At 60.7% G+C, this 16,982-nt stretch carries 13 protein-coding genes and 1 pseudogene; 6 read left to right on the top strand and 8 right to left on the bottom strand.

The features are described 5' to 3' along the window. Window position 1: 1 nt before the first annotated feature. The 3 genes from F757_RS36590 to F757_RS0115390 all read right to left on the bottom strand — a co-directional run bounded on the left by F757_RS36590 (window position 2) and on the right by F757_RS0115390 (window position 4,173). Entirely contained in the window at window positions 2-877 is an 876-nt protein-coding gene (locus F757_RS36590; protein ID WP_051376776.1) for a lytic transglycosylase domain-containing protein, read from the bottom strand. A 337-nt stretch (window positions 878-1,214) separates the two neighbouring features. Next, the gene (locus F757_RS0115395; RefSeq protein ID WP_027212177.1) at window positions 1,215-2,360 is read right to left on the bottom strand and encodes a porin; all 1,146 of its coding nucleotides are present in this window, start codon (window positions 2,358-2,360) and stop codon (window positions 1,215-1,217) included. Window positions 2,361-2,574: 214 nt separating this feature from the next. After that, window positions 2,575-4,173 carry an ankyrin repeat domain-containing protein gene (locus F757_RS0115390; protein ID WP_027212176.1) on the bottom strand — a complete coding sequence of 533 codons (1,599 nt, stop codon included), beginning with the start codon at window positions 4,171-4,173 and terminating at the stop codon, window positions 2,575-2,577. Between the two features lie 499 nt (window positions 4,174-4,672). On the opposite strand from F757_RS0115390, the gene F757_RS0115385 reads away from it, so the two are divergent. Together F757_RS0115385 and F757_RS0115380 are read left to right on the top strand one after the other, a co-directional pair. Next, window positions 4,673-6,013 carry a hypothetical protein gene (locus F757_RS0115385; protein WP_156923622.1) on the top strand — a complete coding sequence of 447 codons (1,341 nt, stop codon included), beginning with the start codon at window positions 4,673-4,675 and terminating at the stop codon, window positions 6,011-6,013. 158 nt (window positions 6,014-6,171) lie between these two features. After that, window positions 6,172-7,122, top strand: a complete 951-nt coding sequence (locus F757_RS0115380; protein WP_027212174.1) for a hypothetical protein — start codon at window positions 6,172-6,174, stop codon at window positions 7,120-7,122. Between the two features lie 33 nt (window positions 7,123-7,155). Here F757_RS0115380 and F757_RS0115375 read toward each other — a convergent pair whose 3' ends face one another. Continuing rightward, window positions 7,156-7,773, bottom strand: a complete 618-nt coding sequence (locus tag F757_RS0115375; protein WP_051376791.1) for a response regulator — start codon at window positions 7,771-7,773, stop codon at window positions 7,156-7,158. On the opposite strand from F757_RS0115375, the gene F757_RS36585 reads away from it, so the two are divergent. The 3 genes from F757_RS36585 to F757_RS0115365 all read left to right on the top strand — a co-directional run bounded on the left by F757_RS36585 (window position 7,772) and on the right by F757_RS0115365 (window position 10,767). Then, the gene (locus F757_RS36585) at window positions 7,772-7,930 is read left to right on the top strand and encodes a hypothetical protein (protein ID WP_232221412.1); all 159 of its coding nucleotides are present in this window, start codon (window positions 7,772-7,774) and stop codon (window positions 7,928-7,930) included. The genes F757_RS0115375 and F757_RS36585 overlap by 2 nt on opposite strands. 355 nt (window positions 7,931-8,285) lie before the next feature. Next, window positions 8,286-9,083, top strand: a complete 798-nt coding sequence (locus F757_RS34665) for a pentapeptide repeat-containing protein (protein ID WP_051376775.1) — start codon at window positions 8,286-8,288, stop codon at window positions 9,081-9,083. An 82-nt stretch (window positions 9,084-9,165) separates the two neighbouring features. Next, window positions 9,166-10,767 carry a hypothetical protein gene (locus F757_RS0115365; RefSeq protein WP_156923620.1) on the top strand — a complete coding sequence of 534 codons (1,602 nt, stop codon included), beginning with the start codon at window positions 9,166-9,168 and terminating at the stop codon, window positions 10,765-10,767. A 117-nt stretch (window positions 10,768-10,884) separates the two neighbouring features. Here F757_RS0115365 and F757_RS0115360 read toward each other — a convergent pair whose 3' ends face one another. The 3 genes and pseudogenes from F757_RS0115360 to F757_RS0115355 form a co-directional block, all read right to left on the bottom strand. Next, entirely contained in the window at window positions 10,885-11,766 is an 882-nt protein-coding gene (locus tag F757_RS0115360; protein WP_027212171.1) for an alpha/beta hydrolase, read from the bottom strand. A gap of 661 nt (window positions 11,767-12,427) precedes the next feature. After that, a pseudogene (locus F757_RS36580) lies at window positions 12,428-12,608 on the bottom strand (MgtC/SapB family protein); the annotation flags it as partial. A gap of 32 nt (window positions 12,609-12,640) precedes the next feature. Beyond that, window positions 12,641-13,000 carry an MliC family protein gene (locus tag F757_RS0115355; protein WP_027212170.1) on the bottom strand — a complete coding sequence of 120 codons (360 nt, stop codon included), beginning with the start codon at window positions 12,998-13,000 and terminating at the stop codon, window positions 12,641-12,643. A gap of 592 nt (window positions 13,001-13,592) precedes the next feature. On the opposite strand from F757_RS0115355, the gene F757_RS35195 reads away from it, so the two are divergent. After that, the gene (locus F757_RS35195) at window positions 13,593-13,904 is read left to right on the top strand and encodes a DMT family transporter (protein ID WP_232221411.1); all 312 of its coding nucleotides are present in this window, start codon (window positions 13,593-13,595) and stop codon (window positions 13,902-13,904) included. A gap of 121 nt (window positions 13,905-14,025) precedes the next feature. Here F757_RS35195 and F757_RS0115345 read toward each other — a convergent pair whose 3' ends face one another. Then, window positions 14,026-16,725, bottom strand: a complete 2,700-nt coding sequence (locus F757_RS0115345; protein ID WP_027212169.1) for an excinuclease ABC subunit UvrA — start codon at window positions 16,723-16,725, stop codon at window positions 14,026-14,028. Window positions 16,726-16,982: the final 257 nt, after the last annotated feature.

The following is a 16,982-nucleotide window of genomic DNA, read 5'->3' as shown; positions in this document are numbered from 1 at the left end:
GTCAACCCGGGGACCTTGGGAGTAGCACGGCCTGCATCAAATCGGACACGCGTTGCAACGCACCGTCGAGCTTCAGGTTGCGAACCTGCGCGGCGGGCGCCGTGGGTGTGCGAGCGAACATGCTGACGGCAGGCAGCGGCGAAAACTCTCCGGTTGGGTCGGCGCTGTATGCGCGGTAGCGCGCGAGAACCTTCGTTACGTATTCGCGTGTCTCGGGATAGGGAGGGATCTGCCCACCATATCTGTCTACAGCGCCTTCCCCCGCGTTGTAGGCGGCGACCGCGAGGTTCAGGTCGGAGTCGAACCGGTCGAGCAGCCAGCGCAAATACCGCGTGCCTGCGCGCAGGTTAGTACGAGGGTCCATCGAATCGGCCGCGCCGAAACGCCGTGCGGTGGCGGGCATCAGTTGCATGAGGCCGAGTGCGCCCTTCGGCGATACCGCCTGTGGATCGAAGCTGGATTCGGTCGTCACCACCGCCCTGACCAGGGCCGGTGGAACGTTGTATTCGCGTGCGGCCTCATCGATCATCCCGCCAAAAGGCACGTCTTCCGGGTTTGACGTAGCGGGCCCGGATAGCGGCACGGGCGGTTGCGCTTGCAGTTCCGATCCGGGCTGCGGTTCGGGTGTCGATTGCAGACCGGGCAGATCGATGAAAGTGCGCTGCGGATAGCCCGGCAGCCCGTCGGCGGCGGTGCGCTCCGATCTGTCCGGCGCATCCGTCCGCCAGCGCGGGAGTTGCCTTGCCCTTTGCGTGCCGGCGTCTGCCCCCGGGAGGGCTGTGGAGGCAGCGTGCACAGGGTCGTCGCTCGAAGCGCTGCCTCCCGCGCGGGCCACCGTGACATGAAATAACACCGTTCCAATCCACAGTACCGCCATTGCCCGGGCGAGTCTTATTGCTGGAGATCTCATCGCACGTCTCGCTTCCTGATCTGTTGGAAGCGGAATTCCGGAACACGAATACTATCCGGGCTTCCGCACATCAGCGAAGTGTCGTCCGGGAACGGTCCCGCGACGATCAGGTGACGACCTGAAAATGTGACGTTGCGTCAACGGGTGACGACCCAGGCTGCCCACGTGGATGGGCGCGGCGGTGCGCGCTGAAACGACAAAGCGACCGGACAAAGACACTGTCCGGTCACTTGAGGTCCCGATGGCGGCTCGTTGATTGCACGCCAGCGCCGGTGCGCTGGCGTCGTGCGGCGTGCTCGCTCTTTTAGAAACGATGCCGGACGCCCGCAGTCACACCGACCTGTGAATCGGTTGACGACTCCGCGCTGCCGTACAGTTGCGCGCTGACACCGTTGCTCGCCTTTTGATAAACGCCAGCCAGGTAAAGGTCGGTGCGCTTTGACAACGCATACGTGGATTGGAGCCCCAGCGTATGCCAGTGCGCGCTGCTCCCATCACCCGTGATCGACACCTTGCCGCGCGTATAGGTGTACATCGCATCTACCGCGAGCGCCGGGGTCACGTGGTAGCGCGCGTTCACTTCATAGTTGTCGAACTTCGCCGAGGCGTCGTTGAACAAACGCTGCCCGCTCGCCGACAGCGCGATGTCGGTCAGCGACGTATGGGTCCAGCTTGCGCGCACGGTCGCCGGGCCAACGTCATAGCTTGCGCCCACGCCGTAAGTACGCTGGCGGAAATCGACGGCCGGATCGATTGCCCCGGCCACTTCCAGTGTGCCGGGGCCGAACAGCGTTGTGTCCACGGCGCCCGTCGAGGATCCAGGACGCGACAACTGCATGTAGGCCGCAGCGATTTTGACCGGGCCGTTCTGATACTTTGCGCCGATGCTATAGGCGCGGTTTTGCGCAAAACCACCAGCCTGATTCGAGAAGCCATATACGCCGCCAAAGCTGAATCCTGCGAATACCTGGCTTGAATACTTGATCGAATTGTTGATTCGCAGCGCATTACGGGTGTTGTCGTTGTCGTATGGATGCGCGAAGAGCAGCCCACCCGTGCTACCGGTCTCGGTGAAGGGCGCCAGGTAATCGACCACGGAATCATATTGGCGGCCGAGTGTGATGGAGCCCAATGCATTGTCGCTGAGCCCGACAAACGCCTGGCGGCCAAACATGCGCGCGTCCTGCGCCAGCCTGCCGTTGCTCACGTCGAATCCGTTTTCCAGCTGGAAAATCGCCTTACGGCCCGCACCGAGGTCTTCGGACCCTACAATGCCCCAGCGGCTCGCATCAAGACCGCCGTCGCTCAGTTGCCAGTTGGAATGGCCGCTCTCGTTGTTCACATAAGAAACGCCGGCATCCAAAGTGCCATAGAGTGTCACGCTGCTCTGTGCCGACGCAATACTGGAAAGTGAGCCGATGATGGCGGCGCCAATCAATGTTTTTTTCATGTCGTCCTGAAAACCGAAAACCCGTGCTAGCAAAAAGCCAGCGAGTGTTCTATGAAATCGCTCACGACGCGGCGTGCCTCGCAATAGCAACGAGGGCATCGGTCGTACAGCAAAGCTAAAGGACGATAGTAGTAGTGGCCACCTGAAGACGACTATCGAATCTGCGCAAGTACTAACGGTATTGGCACTGCCCTGGCACATCCGAATTGCCGGATCATGGGCCGGATGTCACGCTGCCCGTTCCCGAGACCCACCGCATCAGCGAATACCACCACGAACGGACGGTGGACAGGGGCTCCGCGGCGCGTCCGGCTGAATCGCTCACGCTTCGCTCGGCTTCATCGCCGGCCGTCATGCCCAGCGCATTGCCGCGCATGGCATGTGCACGCTGCGCGCCATTCGCCAGCAGCGCTCCGACGATACGGCGGTCGCCAATAAAGCTGCGACCAAAAGCCAGGACGCCCCCTTCTTCGACCATAACGTTCTGAAACGGATCGTTCTCGAGCGCCATATCGAGTGCCGAGTAGCCAGCGACCGACGGCTCGTTGATTGCAGCACGACCTACCGTTTCCAGGTATCTATGCACGAGTTCGAAATCAGATCTGCCTACCAGGATTTGCAATACGGTCAGGCCATTACCGTTACGTGTCGAGAAGTCGAAACCCGCATTTGTTGCACGTCTGAGCAGTTCGCCGAAAATAGCCGCGTCGGCATCGCTGACTAACCGCGCGATGTAGTGCAGCGGCGTGTCGCCCATCGTGTCGGCAATGTTCAAGTCGATCGTCCCGAGGGCGAACAACAGATCCATGGAGCTCAGCCTGTCACGCACCGCGGAAGCACTGGTGCTTTCATGCGCCAGATAGAAGACGATCGTTCTTCCATCTGCGTCTGTCCAGGCCGACAGCGTGGGGTCGTCAATCAGACTGGCGGACAACCAGAACCGGTTGTTGATCAACATGACAAAGTAGTCCGCGAGGTCGGTCGAGGCGCGGCGCGCATCAAGACATACCGGCAGCCGCGCGCCCCGCAGCGTCAGCATACGTGCCTGCTCTCCATCTCCGGCATCCACCGCCTTCCTCAGGGCCTGGTTAATCGTCAACGAGCGGTCCAGCGCACCAATGATGTCGAGCGCGCGCGAGGCCGGCGTTCTCTTCGCACCTGATTCGCGCAGCGTCGCGAGTGCCGAGCGTGGGTCGAGCAACATGAACGAGTGCCGCCCGAGCAATGCAAGGAACCATTGGTCTTCCAGCAGTCCCCCGTTGGGCTCCCGGAGCAACGCCTGCTCGTATATCTCCTGCCAGGCGGAAACACGGGCCAGCGACATTTCGCCTGCTCTCCCAGCCCCATTGGGATCAGCGCCGGCACGAAGCAGCCCGAGCACGACTTCGAGCGCTTCGAGTGACACGTCCAGCGCCATGTCCAACGCGGTGCGGCGATCGGCGGAAAGCTGGTCAACATCAAGATCCGGGACGTTTTCCAGCATCGCTGCAACGAAGTTCGAACGATACGCATGCAACGCCATTTCCATTGAACATACCAGGTGAATAACCGCGAAGCCGTCGTGATTCAGGATCGAAAAGCGGGCATTCAGACTGGCAGCCTTGTGCACGAGAAGTTGAAATACTTCGCGGCTGCACTGATGCAATGCCGCTACGTGCAGGGGCGTGTTGCCCTCGGCATCCTGCGTTTCGAACGAGGCCTGTGTCGCGTCTTCCAATGCCCGTTCAAGCGCGCCAAGCAGCGCGCCAGCTTGCTCGGCGGTCACCCGCGTCGCGGCGGCGTAATGCAGCAGTAGCGCTCCTGCATGATTCATGCGGTCTGTGATCTTGTGAGATCGCAGCAGACATAGGAGTTCGGGAAGGTTGCGAGGCGCAGACTCACCGATGGACGACCGCTGCGAGGTGATAACGGAGGGGCTCACGACACCACCCGCCGTACCGATATGTAAAGGAAAGTGACCCATGGGGATTGCACCGGATTGTTGACAGGAAGAAACGGTCAGGACGTTGCGAAAATCGGCATCGCGCAATGGATGCGGCGAGGCGCCAGCCCCTAACGGCAAATCGTACGCGCATGTCATCTCGGTCGATTTCCAATAGACACAATGATTTCGGTTTAGCGCCTGCCCGTAGCTGCGGCCGACCGGCTTTGCTGCTGCTTTGACCGGGCACGCATCACGGAACCGATAGAAACGGTCGATTTCTCACAAACGCTCGTCACGCCATTTGCGATGATGCTCGCCCTGACAAGTTCACGGCTCCCATCCACAACGGCGCCCCACCCGGTTCCTGATCGAAACGAAAGGAGAAACAATGGCAGATACGCCTTCGATGACTTCTTCCACCGCTGCGTCTTTAGGCCTGGAAAGTCTCTACGCATCCCGTCGCATTACCGATCAACCCCCAGGCGATACGGGGGCATTCAGCGGGGCCAGCGTCAAGGCAGCGAAGCCTGGCCACGCCGACCCTTGCGCCGAGTTGCAACGCATTTTCTCGGAGAATCTTTTCGCTACGCACGAGGTTCCAGTACGGCAGTTGGAGTCACATGGCGTCGTGTTGACGGACAAATCGTCGTACACGCGTAAGTTTCGCGCAGAACGAGTCGCGACTCCAAGCTTTGAAGGCGGACCTGCCAAATACCGGCTAGTCGAAAGTTCCGCGTGGTTCGTCAAGCTTTGGACAGCCCTCTTCGGCTCGTCGCCCAAACTGCGAGCCATGGTCGCGGAACTGGCCGCCCGGATCACCGCGCTGAATGCTTTCCATCAGGGAGTGGCTCTCCAGGGCGCATACGTCGATGCATACGGCCTCGTCAAGACGAACGACCATGCAACGCCCTCAATGGAAAGGCAGTCCGAGATCGTCGCGGGTGCGTTCGATTACGCTCGAAAATCAGTTCCCGATCTGCATCTTCCACATTGGCTTCAATCTAACGATCAGGCCACCAAGTGGGCCGACGACCGCAAGGATTCGATAGCCTGGTCCGTTCTGAAGGAAGTATCGATGTCGCACTTCACCCGCATGAGATATGTTGGGGCGGTCGCGCTCAATACTCGACGATATTCGCCAATCGACGCTTTGAGGAGCGACTGGCATCGCGACATCGCACAGTCGAATCAAAGTCTGACGCTCGACGGTGAGGAAGTGGTTTCCCGACCATTTGCCGGCGATGCTAGCGCGGCTACAAACGATGAAATTGAGGCATCGATGCAGCGGTTTGTCGATGTAGCAACAGCGCTGTCGAACGGCAATCAGAAAGTGTTCGATAACATTCTCTACCATGTCACTCAGGTCAGCCAAAACGCAATTTACGAATTGTTCGCGGGCCTTCAATTGGGTCCGCACCTCGCGTTATCGGGGGCCGATCTTGCTCGAACGGCAAATTTGACTACAGATTTTGACGGCAGCGGCGGCCTCGGAATCGAATTCACCCAGTCAGCTGTTTGGACCGAGGATGGTGCATCGAGCTCGGGCGCAAAAATAGAGCGAGGCAGCCAACTGATGATCGCCGCTCGCATCAAACTCGGTGAGCAGGTCGGACTGGAGGCGTACTCCTATCGCTTTACTACGCCCAAAGGAGAATCGATGAATTTCGAACTTACGCCTGACGGAGAGATCCGTCACAGCGGGACAACCGATTACGTCACCCGTCAATAATCTCCTGCAATTAGGGGCGTTCAACGCGACTGCGGGGCCGCATCGCGACGGTTGCGGCCCGTGCATTGGCAATGGCGCCGCACACGGCGCCAAACGGCAGCGCCCGGCGGCGCCCGCTCTCTTCTCGGCCCGAAAGCAGCTCATGAGGTATCCAAAACATGCATACCAGCGCAGCGTTGCAGGCAGCGTTTTACTCCGCTGAAATTGGAGTGGATGAATACTTTTCACCCAAAGTGGCCGTTACTATCGGAATGGCTGTGGGATCGACCGCGCTACTGGATTTCCTTAATTCTCCAGGGTTCTGGAAGACATGGGGATATAAGGACAAAGACGAAGCTGCGAGGCTGATTGGACTGAGGGGGCCGGACGATGGGCAACCCGACGCAGCTGAATTGGAGTTGCTTCGCCCTCTGCGCGCATTGGCCTTTGAAGGGAAAATCCGCAAGGAAGAGTTCGTTTCATTGCGTGGCGATATGGTTTTCCGGCACCTTCTGCATGCGGCGAGGACGAACGAGCCGCTGCGATTGCGCCTTATGTCATTCGTAGAAGATCGAAGAAGAGGCTATGACATGCATCTGCACCGGCAGCGTTTGCAGTTTGTCGACGAACTGCTCCAGGCGGAATTGATTCCCAGGAATCTGGGCGTTTGCGACATATCGCTGAAACTTGCCTTCATGAATTTCCCTTTACTCGTGTTCGCGGTATCAGGCCACGTTCCTCCCGCGTTTATGTACATTATGACGCCCGCCACCACGATCCGTCGGCAGGCGGTTGCAGGCTTCTCCCGTATTTTCGAGGCAATATTCGGTGGCAGAAGCCTTGACTCGATTCCGATAACGGATGCCGATTACCGAGCGGTGGGAATCGACCCGCGGACGTTGACCGCAGTAATGGACGACCCATCGCAGTTGCGACTGCAAAGGGACATGACAACGCTTCAAGATTGCCTTGAGCGCCTGTATGGAACGGGCATGGGAATCGCATTGCTGAGCGCAGCCTTCATGCGCTTCACCGCCGAGCAGCACACGCAATCGGCGGCGCCCGCTATGGATTCTTCATCAGCGGATTCCCGCGGGCCCCACGGGCGGCACCTGTGCGTGCTCTTTTGAGGCAGCGACCAGGCCGCGCATCGCGCGGACCATTCACAGCGCGGTGATCCCCAGCCGATGTGCCCACTTCACAAGTTCGGCGACGTTGTGGGCGTCGAGCTTCTGCATCATGTTCATCCGATGCGTTTCAACGGTCTTTTGACTGATCGTCAACCGCTGCGCAATGTCGCGGTTGCGGTCGCCTTCAGCGATCAGCTTAAGTACCTGGCGCTCACGCGTCGTAAGCGCGGCTCTCATGCCAGCACCTGTGGCCTCCTTGATTGGTTGCTGGCGCATCGCCTCGACCTGTTCGACGTTTAGTGCCGCGTCGATATACGAGCGGCCCGCGCGCAGTGCATCCACCGCATCCAGCAGTTTCTTCGAGCCGCTACGCTTGAGCACATAGCCATGCGCGCCCGCATTCAAAGCTTCAGCAACGCGAATCTCCGCCGCATGGGCCGATAACACGAGAATGCGTGTCTCCGGCCAGCGGCGGCGAATAGTACGGATCACATCCACGCCATCCAGCAAAGGCAATTGCAGTTCCATCATCACGAGATCAGGTCGGTAAGCCCTACACGCCTGCAGTGCGTCGTGGCCGTCGGCAGCGTGGGCGACGATTTCGACAAACGGCACGGTGTCGAACAGACGGTACAGCACATCACGCATCATGCCATGCTCGTCCACGATCATTACATTGCTGATGTTCGGCGCGGCGTGCGACGAAGTGCCGAGGTTGCGCAGCGCGTTGCGCGCTATCCAGTTGGACGACGATGACGACGTGCTGGTGGCAGTGATGGACGCTGACATGGTTGCTCCCGAAGGGTGATTTCGCCTGCGTGCAGGTCTTGTTTTCGCCCGGTCGGCATGGTCTTCGTCCTTGGTGGCGTGAGACCGTCGACCCTCGCGGTGAAAACAGTATCGCTTTACCTGCTTGCCCGGTTAAGTCTGGTTGCGCTCGACTTTCTGACCGATCCGCTCACATTGCATGCGGCGCCCATCCGGGCCGCAGCAAACCCGCGAACCGACGCATCGACCGGGGCGTGCTTTCGGCCGTCAGAAGGCCGGAAACATGGGAAACCAGAAGTTTGAACCGATTTGCCAAAGCAGTGTGCCGCGGCCGGACTTATGCTTTCGGCAACCAACTTTCAACCCAGTAGCAGGAGCGGATAGCGGAACTTACGATGTCAGGTTTTCACTTGTCTCTCAGCCAAACCGGCGCCGTCGACCCGACGGAATTTGTCGCTTCCGGTAGCTACCGTCGGCAAACGAACTCCGAGGGCATTCTCAAGATCGGAACGCCACCAAGAACCTATCTGATCTCGTGGACGAGCGGCAAGCGTGCTCGATTCTCTGTTCGACGAAACCCGGACCATACGTCGGCGGTAGGCAGGTTCGTCAACGCCCTGATGGATCTGTTTGCACGCAGATCGCTTGAGACGAGGGCTAGCCGGATTGAACGGAACTTCAATCGGATTGAGGCGGTGACGACCAGCGCAATCCTGGATGGAATAGCGTCGCACCGCGTCAGGGGTGGGAGTGACAGGGAAATCGCAGCGGTACATGAGCTGCGTGATATGCCGGGTCCCGAAGATGTGGTCGACAAGAACAACGTTGTTCGGATAAACCACAATTTCGTGCCTTTCGGCGAGGCTGAGATGGCGCGGTTTCGCGCGAAATATCTTCCCGACATGGACTTCAGCCGGCTATGCCTCGAAGAACACGACTTCTACGGGGCGAATCTGCGGGGCGCACGTTTTCGCGACGCGGATCTTACCAACGCCAATTTCTCCGGAGCGGATCTGCGGGGCGCTAGTTTTCGCGGCGCCGATCTCAGCGGCGCCAATTTCTCCGGAGCGGATCTGCGTGGTGCAAACTTCCTCGGCGCCTCTCTGCTCGGCGCAGACCTCAGCGAGGCTCGGCTGAAAGACGCGAAGATCGAGCGGCATCAGTTGCTTCAGGCGAGTATACGCCGGTATTGAAGGCATCAAAGCGTTGCGCTGTATCTGGTCTCCTGCCGACGGCCTGGCCGGCCGCCTCGCTGTATTTCACAAGGCGTCAAACATGCGGATTTCCATACTGCAACCTGACCGAACGCAACCGTCCACGCAGGTGCCCTCGGTTGCGGCCTGCGGTCCTTTGCGATCGACCGTGTCCTGTGCCTCAACCATGCCGGCGACGGAACGTGACGCTGCGCATTCGCGTGCTATTGATGCGCTGCAGTTTCGGTGTACTCTGCAAGCGCCCCTCACGCAGTTGCGCTCGCGCGACACGGCACGCGAGAGCGCGTTGCAACAGGCCTTCGATATCGTCGATCGAACGTCGTTTGCTCAGCGTTCCCGCAGCGCGCATCTGTCAGCGTACGCGAGGGCCTGCTTCGGCTTATGCAGCGAAAGTAGCGATAGAGAATTCCGCGCCTTCCAGGCGCTCGCGCTGGAGCTCAGCCGAAATACGGGTCCGCGCTGGAGACAGCGCACTGTCACGCGGAGTTCGGTCGATCTGGCCGTCCGTCTGTATGTCAATGTGGTAGGCCCGGACCATGCATTCGTAGACGGCGCGCTGGAGCCAACGGGATTCATCGGCTTCCTGGCGCATCACACCGCAATCGATGCGCGGACGCTGGCTACGGCGATTGGGCCGGACTACCTTCGAGCCATCCGCGTCGTGGAGTCCAGAGATAGGCTGGACGGCAACCCGGAGAGCCAGCCGCTCACCGGAAGGGCTGTCAGGCTCAACGGCGCAACACTGACTATCGCCGCGCCGCGCGCGCCTGCGCCCCCTTTGACCTCACAACTCTGGCGTCACGTCGCACGGTTCGTCCCGCAGGAGGACATTCCTTCCCTCTCAGCCATAGACTCGACTGCACGGACCGCATTTGCGCAGACTGGTCGCGAAATACGTCTGCTTTCCCGCGCGAAACAGGCTGCGAGCCTCGCGGATGTGCGCTGGTTCCTCGATCCGCTCATTCAGCCTGAGGATGCTCAGCATGATGCGATTCGCAATGCGTCTGCCGATACACGGACCGCGCTGCTCCGCGTGCTGTCCGCCCGCCTCGTCGCTATCGAAGACAGGCATGAAGCGTTGCAGACGTTCCAGTTGATCGTTGAGGCAGTAGACGCGTTGCCCCCCTCGCACCGGCATGCGCCGTTGCATGAACTGGCTAATGCATTCCTTTGGGGGAAGGCGCAACAGCGGCGCTCGGATCTCGTGCTGCTTTTGTGCGAGATCACAGGGCGAGGTTACATTTTCCAGATCCCTGACAAGGTCGCGAGCAGGCAATTGTTCGACCGACTGATCAAAGCACCGACGGATGTCCTGGAAGACAGGGAGCAGTTGCGCCTCCAGCAGCATTTCAGCCGCTTTGAATCGCCAGACTGGATGTACACGGACGAGCATCAGCTTGCATTGAAGCTCATCATGGACTGTATCGACCAGCTTCCCGAGACGACCCGTGCTGCGCCCCTCGTGACGCTGTTCGCAGCTGTCTGGCGTCGGGCAGTTATCGACACCTGGCGGGTTCGAGGAATCCATACAGAACAGGCAACCCGCGCCGATACTCCGGATATGCATCCGTTCCTCGCATGGCTGCGCAGGACAGCCGAGACCATCCCCGAGCGGTACCGAACGGTCATCCCGCAGCCCGGGCGCAAGAGAGCGGACACCTAGGGAAAAGCAATCGCCCCGGCAGTCGGGCTGCTTCGCTGCCTTGCGCGAAACGCGTCCTTTTGCATCAGACCGCGGCGTGTGGAGGGTAGATACCTGTTTGCGGGTACATACACTCTTTCACCCAACCATCCCGGCGCACGTCCGTACCCTGGGTCGCTCGTTGCCGCAGTAGCACGCGCTCGTTTGTGCGGGCCGTCGCCGCAGGGATGCAAGGGAGTCGGCGCGCCCTCGCGGCTGCGCTGCATGCGATACGAATTCGAGCACGGTGCGCGCAACCTGTGCACGATCGTTGTCCACACAGACCATGTGATAGCTATTTTCAAGCACCTCCACTCGCGCGTTCGGTGCCTGTCGCGCGATGAATTGCGCGGAACGCAGACTGGTGAGTTCATCCTCTCTCGCGTGAACCACTAGGACCGGGCACGCGACTTCGGCGACGCAACGCCTGACTGCGCGGCGCAGCCGGTCTACTTCCCGGATGCAGGAGAGCGGTACCCAACGGTAGTGGAAGCTCTCACCGCGTTCGAACTTCGCCTTCACGACGTTGCGCACGCTTTCATTCTTGATCCCGTATGGGTGGCTTTCTTCAACCCTGATCCGTGACGCCAGACTCGGTAAGAGGTAGATCGCATAGCGCAGGGTCCGGTACCACGGGGTGCTCCAGCCATCGATATAGACGGGCGGCGCGAGTGCGATCAATGCGCCGCTGCGATGCTGCTCCCGGGCACAAACTATCGTGGCAAGCAGTGCGCCCATGCACATTCCGATGACATGCAGCGTGTCGTACTGTTGAGCAAGCTCGCGATATTTGCGCGTAGCGGCTTCGATCCAGTCTTCGGCGCGAACTTCTCGCAGGGCATGCGGGGTCATGCCGTGTCCGGGCAACGTCAGTGAATGGGTTTCGATGCCGGAAAGCTTTAGTTGCTTGTGCATCGAACCCAGATCGTACTGAGTACCACCCAAGCCGTGAATCAACAGTGCTCCAGTTCGCGAGGACATCGTGTACTTCCTTCCATTGCGGTGCGGTCGTTGTGCAAATGCACGCTTCGTCGTTCGTTTACGTCAGCGGCGGTGATGTTCGCCGCGGCATGAGTGAATTCTCCCCACTTGGACCGCGCGGGCGCATCGGGTGACTATCTGAATTTGCTATCGGTGAATTGAACCCGCGGCGAGACCGTACGCGGAAATATCAAGTGAAGACCTGATGTTTAATCGTCCAGAGTTGAGAAGATTCGAGGCGCGTCGTCAGGCACGAGCGGGGCCGCTGAGCGGGACCAACCGGACGCCGGATTCGGGGGGAAAGCCAACAAGTGGAGGGTCACACACTGAGCTTTTTCGAACACATGCTGCGCGGGGACAGCATCACGGCGGACGGTTCAGTGACTCGCATGGGCAACGCCGGGGGCGAGTGTCAGCGCATTGGATGCCCGATGTTGCCGAAACTCCGGGGCGTCGTTTGTCCCGCTTAGTTGTCCGGAATGCACCGGTGCAGTAATGGAGACCGCCAGGTTCTGCGCGCGGTGCGGCACGTTTTGCAGACGGATAGCGGCGAATCGGCGCGCAGATACGAAAACCGGCCAAGGATTTCAAGGCAGGCTTCGGTCCGCGTCCTTCCGCGCGCGTTCAGTCGCGCAACGCCCCCGTACACCAGCTCTCAAAAAGATACCTGCGCAGCGTTTATCATGCGGCTGACTTCACGCAGTACCGTATTCGTGATCAAATATCACGGCGGCCCCAGCAAAGGCGGGCAAGTAATATGCCGTGCCTGATATAACGCGAACGGCTGCCGCGCACCACAACGTCGCGGCCGTATTCACGCCCTGTATCGAGCCTTGGTCACGGCAGCTCGCGGGACGAAAGCGTGAAACGGCCATCAGTCTGCTGCACGGCAGTTCGCAATCACCGCCGGCGAAGCCGTGCTCGCCATCTCGTCGTAAAGGTTCGCCGTTGGTCCCTTTTCCCACCATGAGTAGTGACCGGCCTGATAGCGGGCTCCCGAACCGGCAAACGTTTCGACGAACCACCGCGTCTCGCCTTTGACGGGTACAGATGCGAAATGCTGACCGTTAGATGCGGCCGTATAAACCACTACCAGCGAGCGGCCCCCCTCGCACGCGTATTTGACCGTCTTCCCTTCATGGAGCTGGATGGAGGCCGGCGCGGTTGCACCCGCCTGCTCACTCGCGATCAGCAGTAGCATCGCGCATCCGATGGCTCTTGGTCCGATTTTCATGTCTGCTCCTTTTCAATTGGCGCCGCTGCTGACGGCGTTCCGGGTCGATGACATGCACAAAGAGGCGCTGCGCCCATTGACCAGCCAGCTTTCGACTGTACCGGTAAATAAATAGCATAACGCGTCATCTGTACAGCGCGATTCTATGAAACATTGAAACGAGAGTGCGGCTGAAGTGGTAAAAAGCGCTCTGCCCGATCGCGACTGAGAACAAAAGGGTTGCGAACTGGCCTCGGCCGCGTGTGCCGCTCGCAGCCAGCAAGACAAAGAGAGCAACGCGCCGTCACTGTATCGGGCCAAAGGCGACGCGCCAGATAACTACTATGCGATTCTTCCCGGCCACAGCTACTCCACCTGCCCCTCCTCTCAGGCGCCAATCGGGAAATCAGGGCGGCTCTGAAGCTCAACGCGGAACGCATATGCAATTGACGTCGCTGGCACGTCCCGGACGAGAAAAGGACTAAGGCTGTATTTCAATGACTCCACCTATCAAAGCCGAACTGTTGCCGCAGCGCCGTTGCGAGCACCTCGATCGCATCCGTCGCTCGGCCCGTGTTACCGCGCATCAACACCACTTCGTGGTCACCGACAGGTGGAAGACCATCCATCACGCGCATGTTTGGCGAGCGTCGCGTGGACCGCCATCCTCGCGACGCTCGGTGGATGCGGTCTCTACTGGGCGTGTCTGCAACGGTCTTCCTCTGCTCGCGTCACGAGCGTTCTGTTCCTCAGTCCGCCCGTCACTATGGTCTGGGCATGGGCGATGTTTCGCGAGCCGCTGTCCTGGCTGATGGTCGTCGGCACGGTGATCTCCGGCGCGGGGATTCTGCTGGTCATCAACCAGGGGAGCGGCGAGCTTGGCCAGCGAGCCCTCGCTTGCAAGCGTTCGCGGCCGCCGGGCTGAGTTTCGGCTTGGATGAGGTCGGCCTGAAGGCCACGTTGGGTTTCGTGGCAAAAATCAGTTCCTGCAATCGGCTCGCCGCCGAAGATATAACGGCACTCGCCAGCCTGGACGCTCGATCTTTTCAGGTTAGGAGGTATTGCCGCAGATACTCGGCGGTGCGGCTTTCCTTTGCGCGCGCGACTTCCTCGGGCGTGCCGCTCGCCACGATCTTGCCGCCGGCCTCGCCGGCGTGCGGGCCGACGTCGATGACCCAGTCGCTCTGCGCGGCCACCCGCATGTCGTGTTCGACCAGCACCACCGTATTGCCGGCGTCGACGAGCCCCTGCAGTTGCAACATGAGCCGGTCAACGTCGGCGGGATGAAGGCCGGTGGTCGGCTCATCGAGGATATACAGCGTGTCGCCGCGCTGCGCGCGTTGCAGTTCGGTGGCGAGTTTGATGCGTTGCGCTTCGCCACCGGACAATTCCGTGGCCGGCTGACCGAGCCGTAGATAGCCGAGGCCGATGTCGTGCAGCACTCTCAGCGCGCGCATCACGCTGGGCTCGTCGGCGAAGAAATCGCAGGCGGCGCCGACGGTCATGCCAAGCACCTCGGCGATGTTCTTGTCGCGCCAGGTGACTTCGAGCGTCTGCGGGTTGTAGCGCGTGCCGTGGCACGTCGAGCAAGGCGCATAGACACTCGGCAGAAACAGCAGTTCGACGCTGACAAAGCCTTCGCCTTCGCACGTCGGGCAACGGCCTTGCGCCACGTTGAACGAGAAGCGGCTCGCGCCATAGCGACGCTTGCGGGCGAGCGGCGTGTCGGCAAACAGCTTGCGCACGTGGTCGAACAGGCCCGTATAGGTGGCGAGGTTGGAGCGCGGCGTGCGGCCGATCGGTTTCTGATCGACGCGCACGAGACGGCGCAGCGCGTCCATGCCTTCGGTAATGCGGCCGCCGGTCGGCGTACCCGGACCAGCAAGCAATGGATCCTGCTCGTCGTCGTCCGGGTTTTCGAGGGCGCGTCCAAGATCGCTTGCCACCAGTTCGGGCAGCGCCTGGCTCACGAGGCTTGACTTGCCCGAGCCCGACACCCCCGTAACGGCAGTCAGGCAGCCGAGCGGAAACGCCGCGTCCAGTTCGTGCAGGTTATTGCGCGTAATGCCGGCAAGCCGCAGCCAGCCGGCGGGTTCGCGCGCCACACGTACGGCGGGCTTGGGCGGTGCAAACAGATACGCGCGTGTTTGTGACGCTTCAACCTTCGCGAGTCCGGCGGGCGGCCCGCTATAGATCACATGACCGCCGGCCTCGCCGGCCGCCGGGCCGACGTCGACGAGCCAGTCGGCGCGCCGCATCATCTGCAGGTCGTGCTCGACGACAAACAACGAATTGCCCGCAGCCTTCAGGCTATTCAGCGCGCTGAACAGCGCTTCCCCATCGGCAGGATGCAGGCCGGCAGATGGCTCGTCGAGCACATACACGACGCCGAACAACTGCGACGCCAATTGTGTGGCGAGTCGCAGGCGTTGCAGTTCGCCCGATGACAGCGTGGGCGTACTGCGCTCCAGCGAAAGATAGCCCAGCCCCAGATCGACAAGCGTCGTCAGGCGTTCGAGCAACTCGGCTGCAATGCGTTGCGCGGCAACGCGTTTTTCTTCGGACAGGTTGGGTGTGCGCCGCACGTCGGGCGATGCCTTATGTGCGGAACCGCCTGCGGCGACCCGTTTGTCGACGGCGTCGCGCATCTCGGTCCTGCTGAGCACGCTGCCTTTGGCCGTGCCTTCGACCGCGCCTTTACCCGCATCTGCTGCATCTGGCTCGGGCCATTCACCTCGCGCAATCGGTTCGAGCAGCTCGGCAAGTCCGGCAAGCGACAACTGCGAGAACGCACCGATGTCGAGCCCGGCAAATGTCACCGACAGCGCTTCCTTCTTGAGCCGCTTACCATGACAGGTCGGACAGACACTGCCGACCATGAATTGCGACACGCGTTTTTTCATCAGCGCGCTTTGAGTGTTCGCAAACGTGTGCAGCACGTAGCGGCGCGCGCCTGTGAAGGTGCCCTGATAGCTCGGCTCGTCCTTGCGTTTGAGCGCGGCGCGGGTTTCCTTTGGCGTGAGGCCGGCGTAGACGGGGACGGTCGGCTGTTCGTCGGTGAAGAGAATCCAGTCGCGGTCTTGCTTCGGCAAGTCGCGCCACGGCTTGTCGACGTCGTAGCCCAAAGTCACCAGAATGTCGCGCAGATTCTGTCCGTGCCACGCGGGCGGCCATGCAGCGATTGCGCGCTCGCGAATGGTTCGCGAGTCGTCCGGAACCATCGATTTTTCGGTGACCTCGTACACGCGGCCAAGTCCGTGGCAAGTCGGACAGGCGCCTTGCACGGTGTTCGGCGAGAAATCCTCGGCGAACAGCATGGGCTGCTTCGGCGGATAGTCGCCAGTGCGCGAATAAAGCATGCGTACGAGGCTCGACAGCGTAGTCACACTGCCAACCGACGAACGCGCGCTCGGCGCGCCGCGCTGCTGCTGCAACGCGACCGCGGGCGGCAGGCCTTCGATGGCGTCGACCTCGGGCACGCCGACCTGGTCGATCAGACGCCTGGCATACGGCGCCACCGACTCGAAATAGCGCCGCTGCGCCTCGGCATACAGCGTGCCGAACGCGAGTGACGACTTGCCCGATCCCGACACGCCTGTGAACACGACCAGCGCATCGCGCGGAATCTGCACATCGATGTTCTTCAGATTATGTTCGCGCGCGCCGCGCACCCGCACAAACCCCGTGAAGGCCGGTTCCTCGGATGGCAGCGCCCGCACGCGGGCTTTGTTGTGAAGGGCATCCATTTCGATGAGTGACGAATGTGCATGGCCGTGAAATCGAATGCCGGTGCAGTTGCACGGAGCGTGCCCGACGGCGTTCGCGGCGATGATGCCCGTGCGGCATTGGTTGTGGACGTCGACAGTACTCGACGGCAATTCTACGACGCCCGTACTGCGGCCTGTCTACGCAGATAACAGACTTGTAATGTGCCCGTCACTTACGGGTCAGTGGCAGATCGGCACACTGCATGCTCATCGGCCGCCGCATTGCACCGCCTGGA

Origin of the sequence: Burkholderia sp. WSM2232 (genome assembly GCF_000472545.1) — a bacterium.
Taxonomy (GTDB): domain Bacteria; phylum Pseudomonadota; class Gammaproteobacteria; order Burkholderiales; family Burkholderiaceae; genus Paraburkholderia.
Note: the sequence above shows the minus strand (reverse complement) of the source record. Positions and strands in the feature narration are given on the sequence as shown.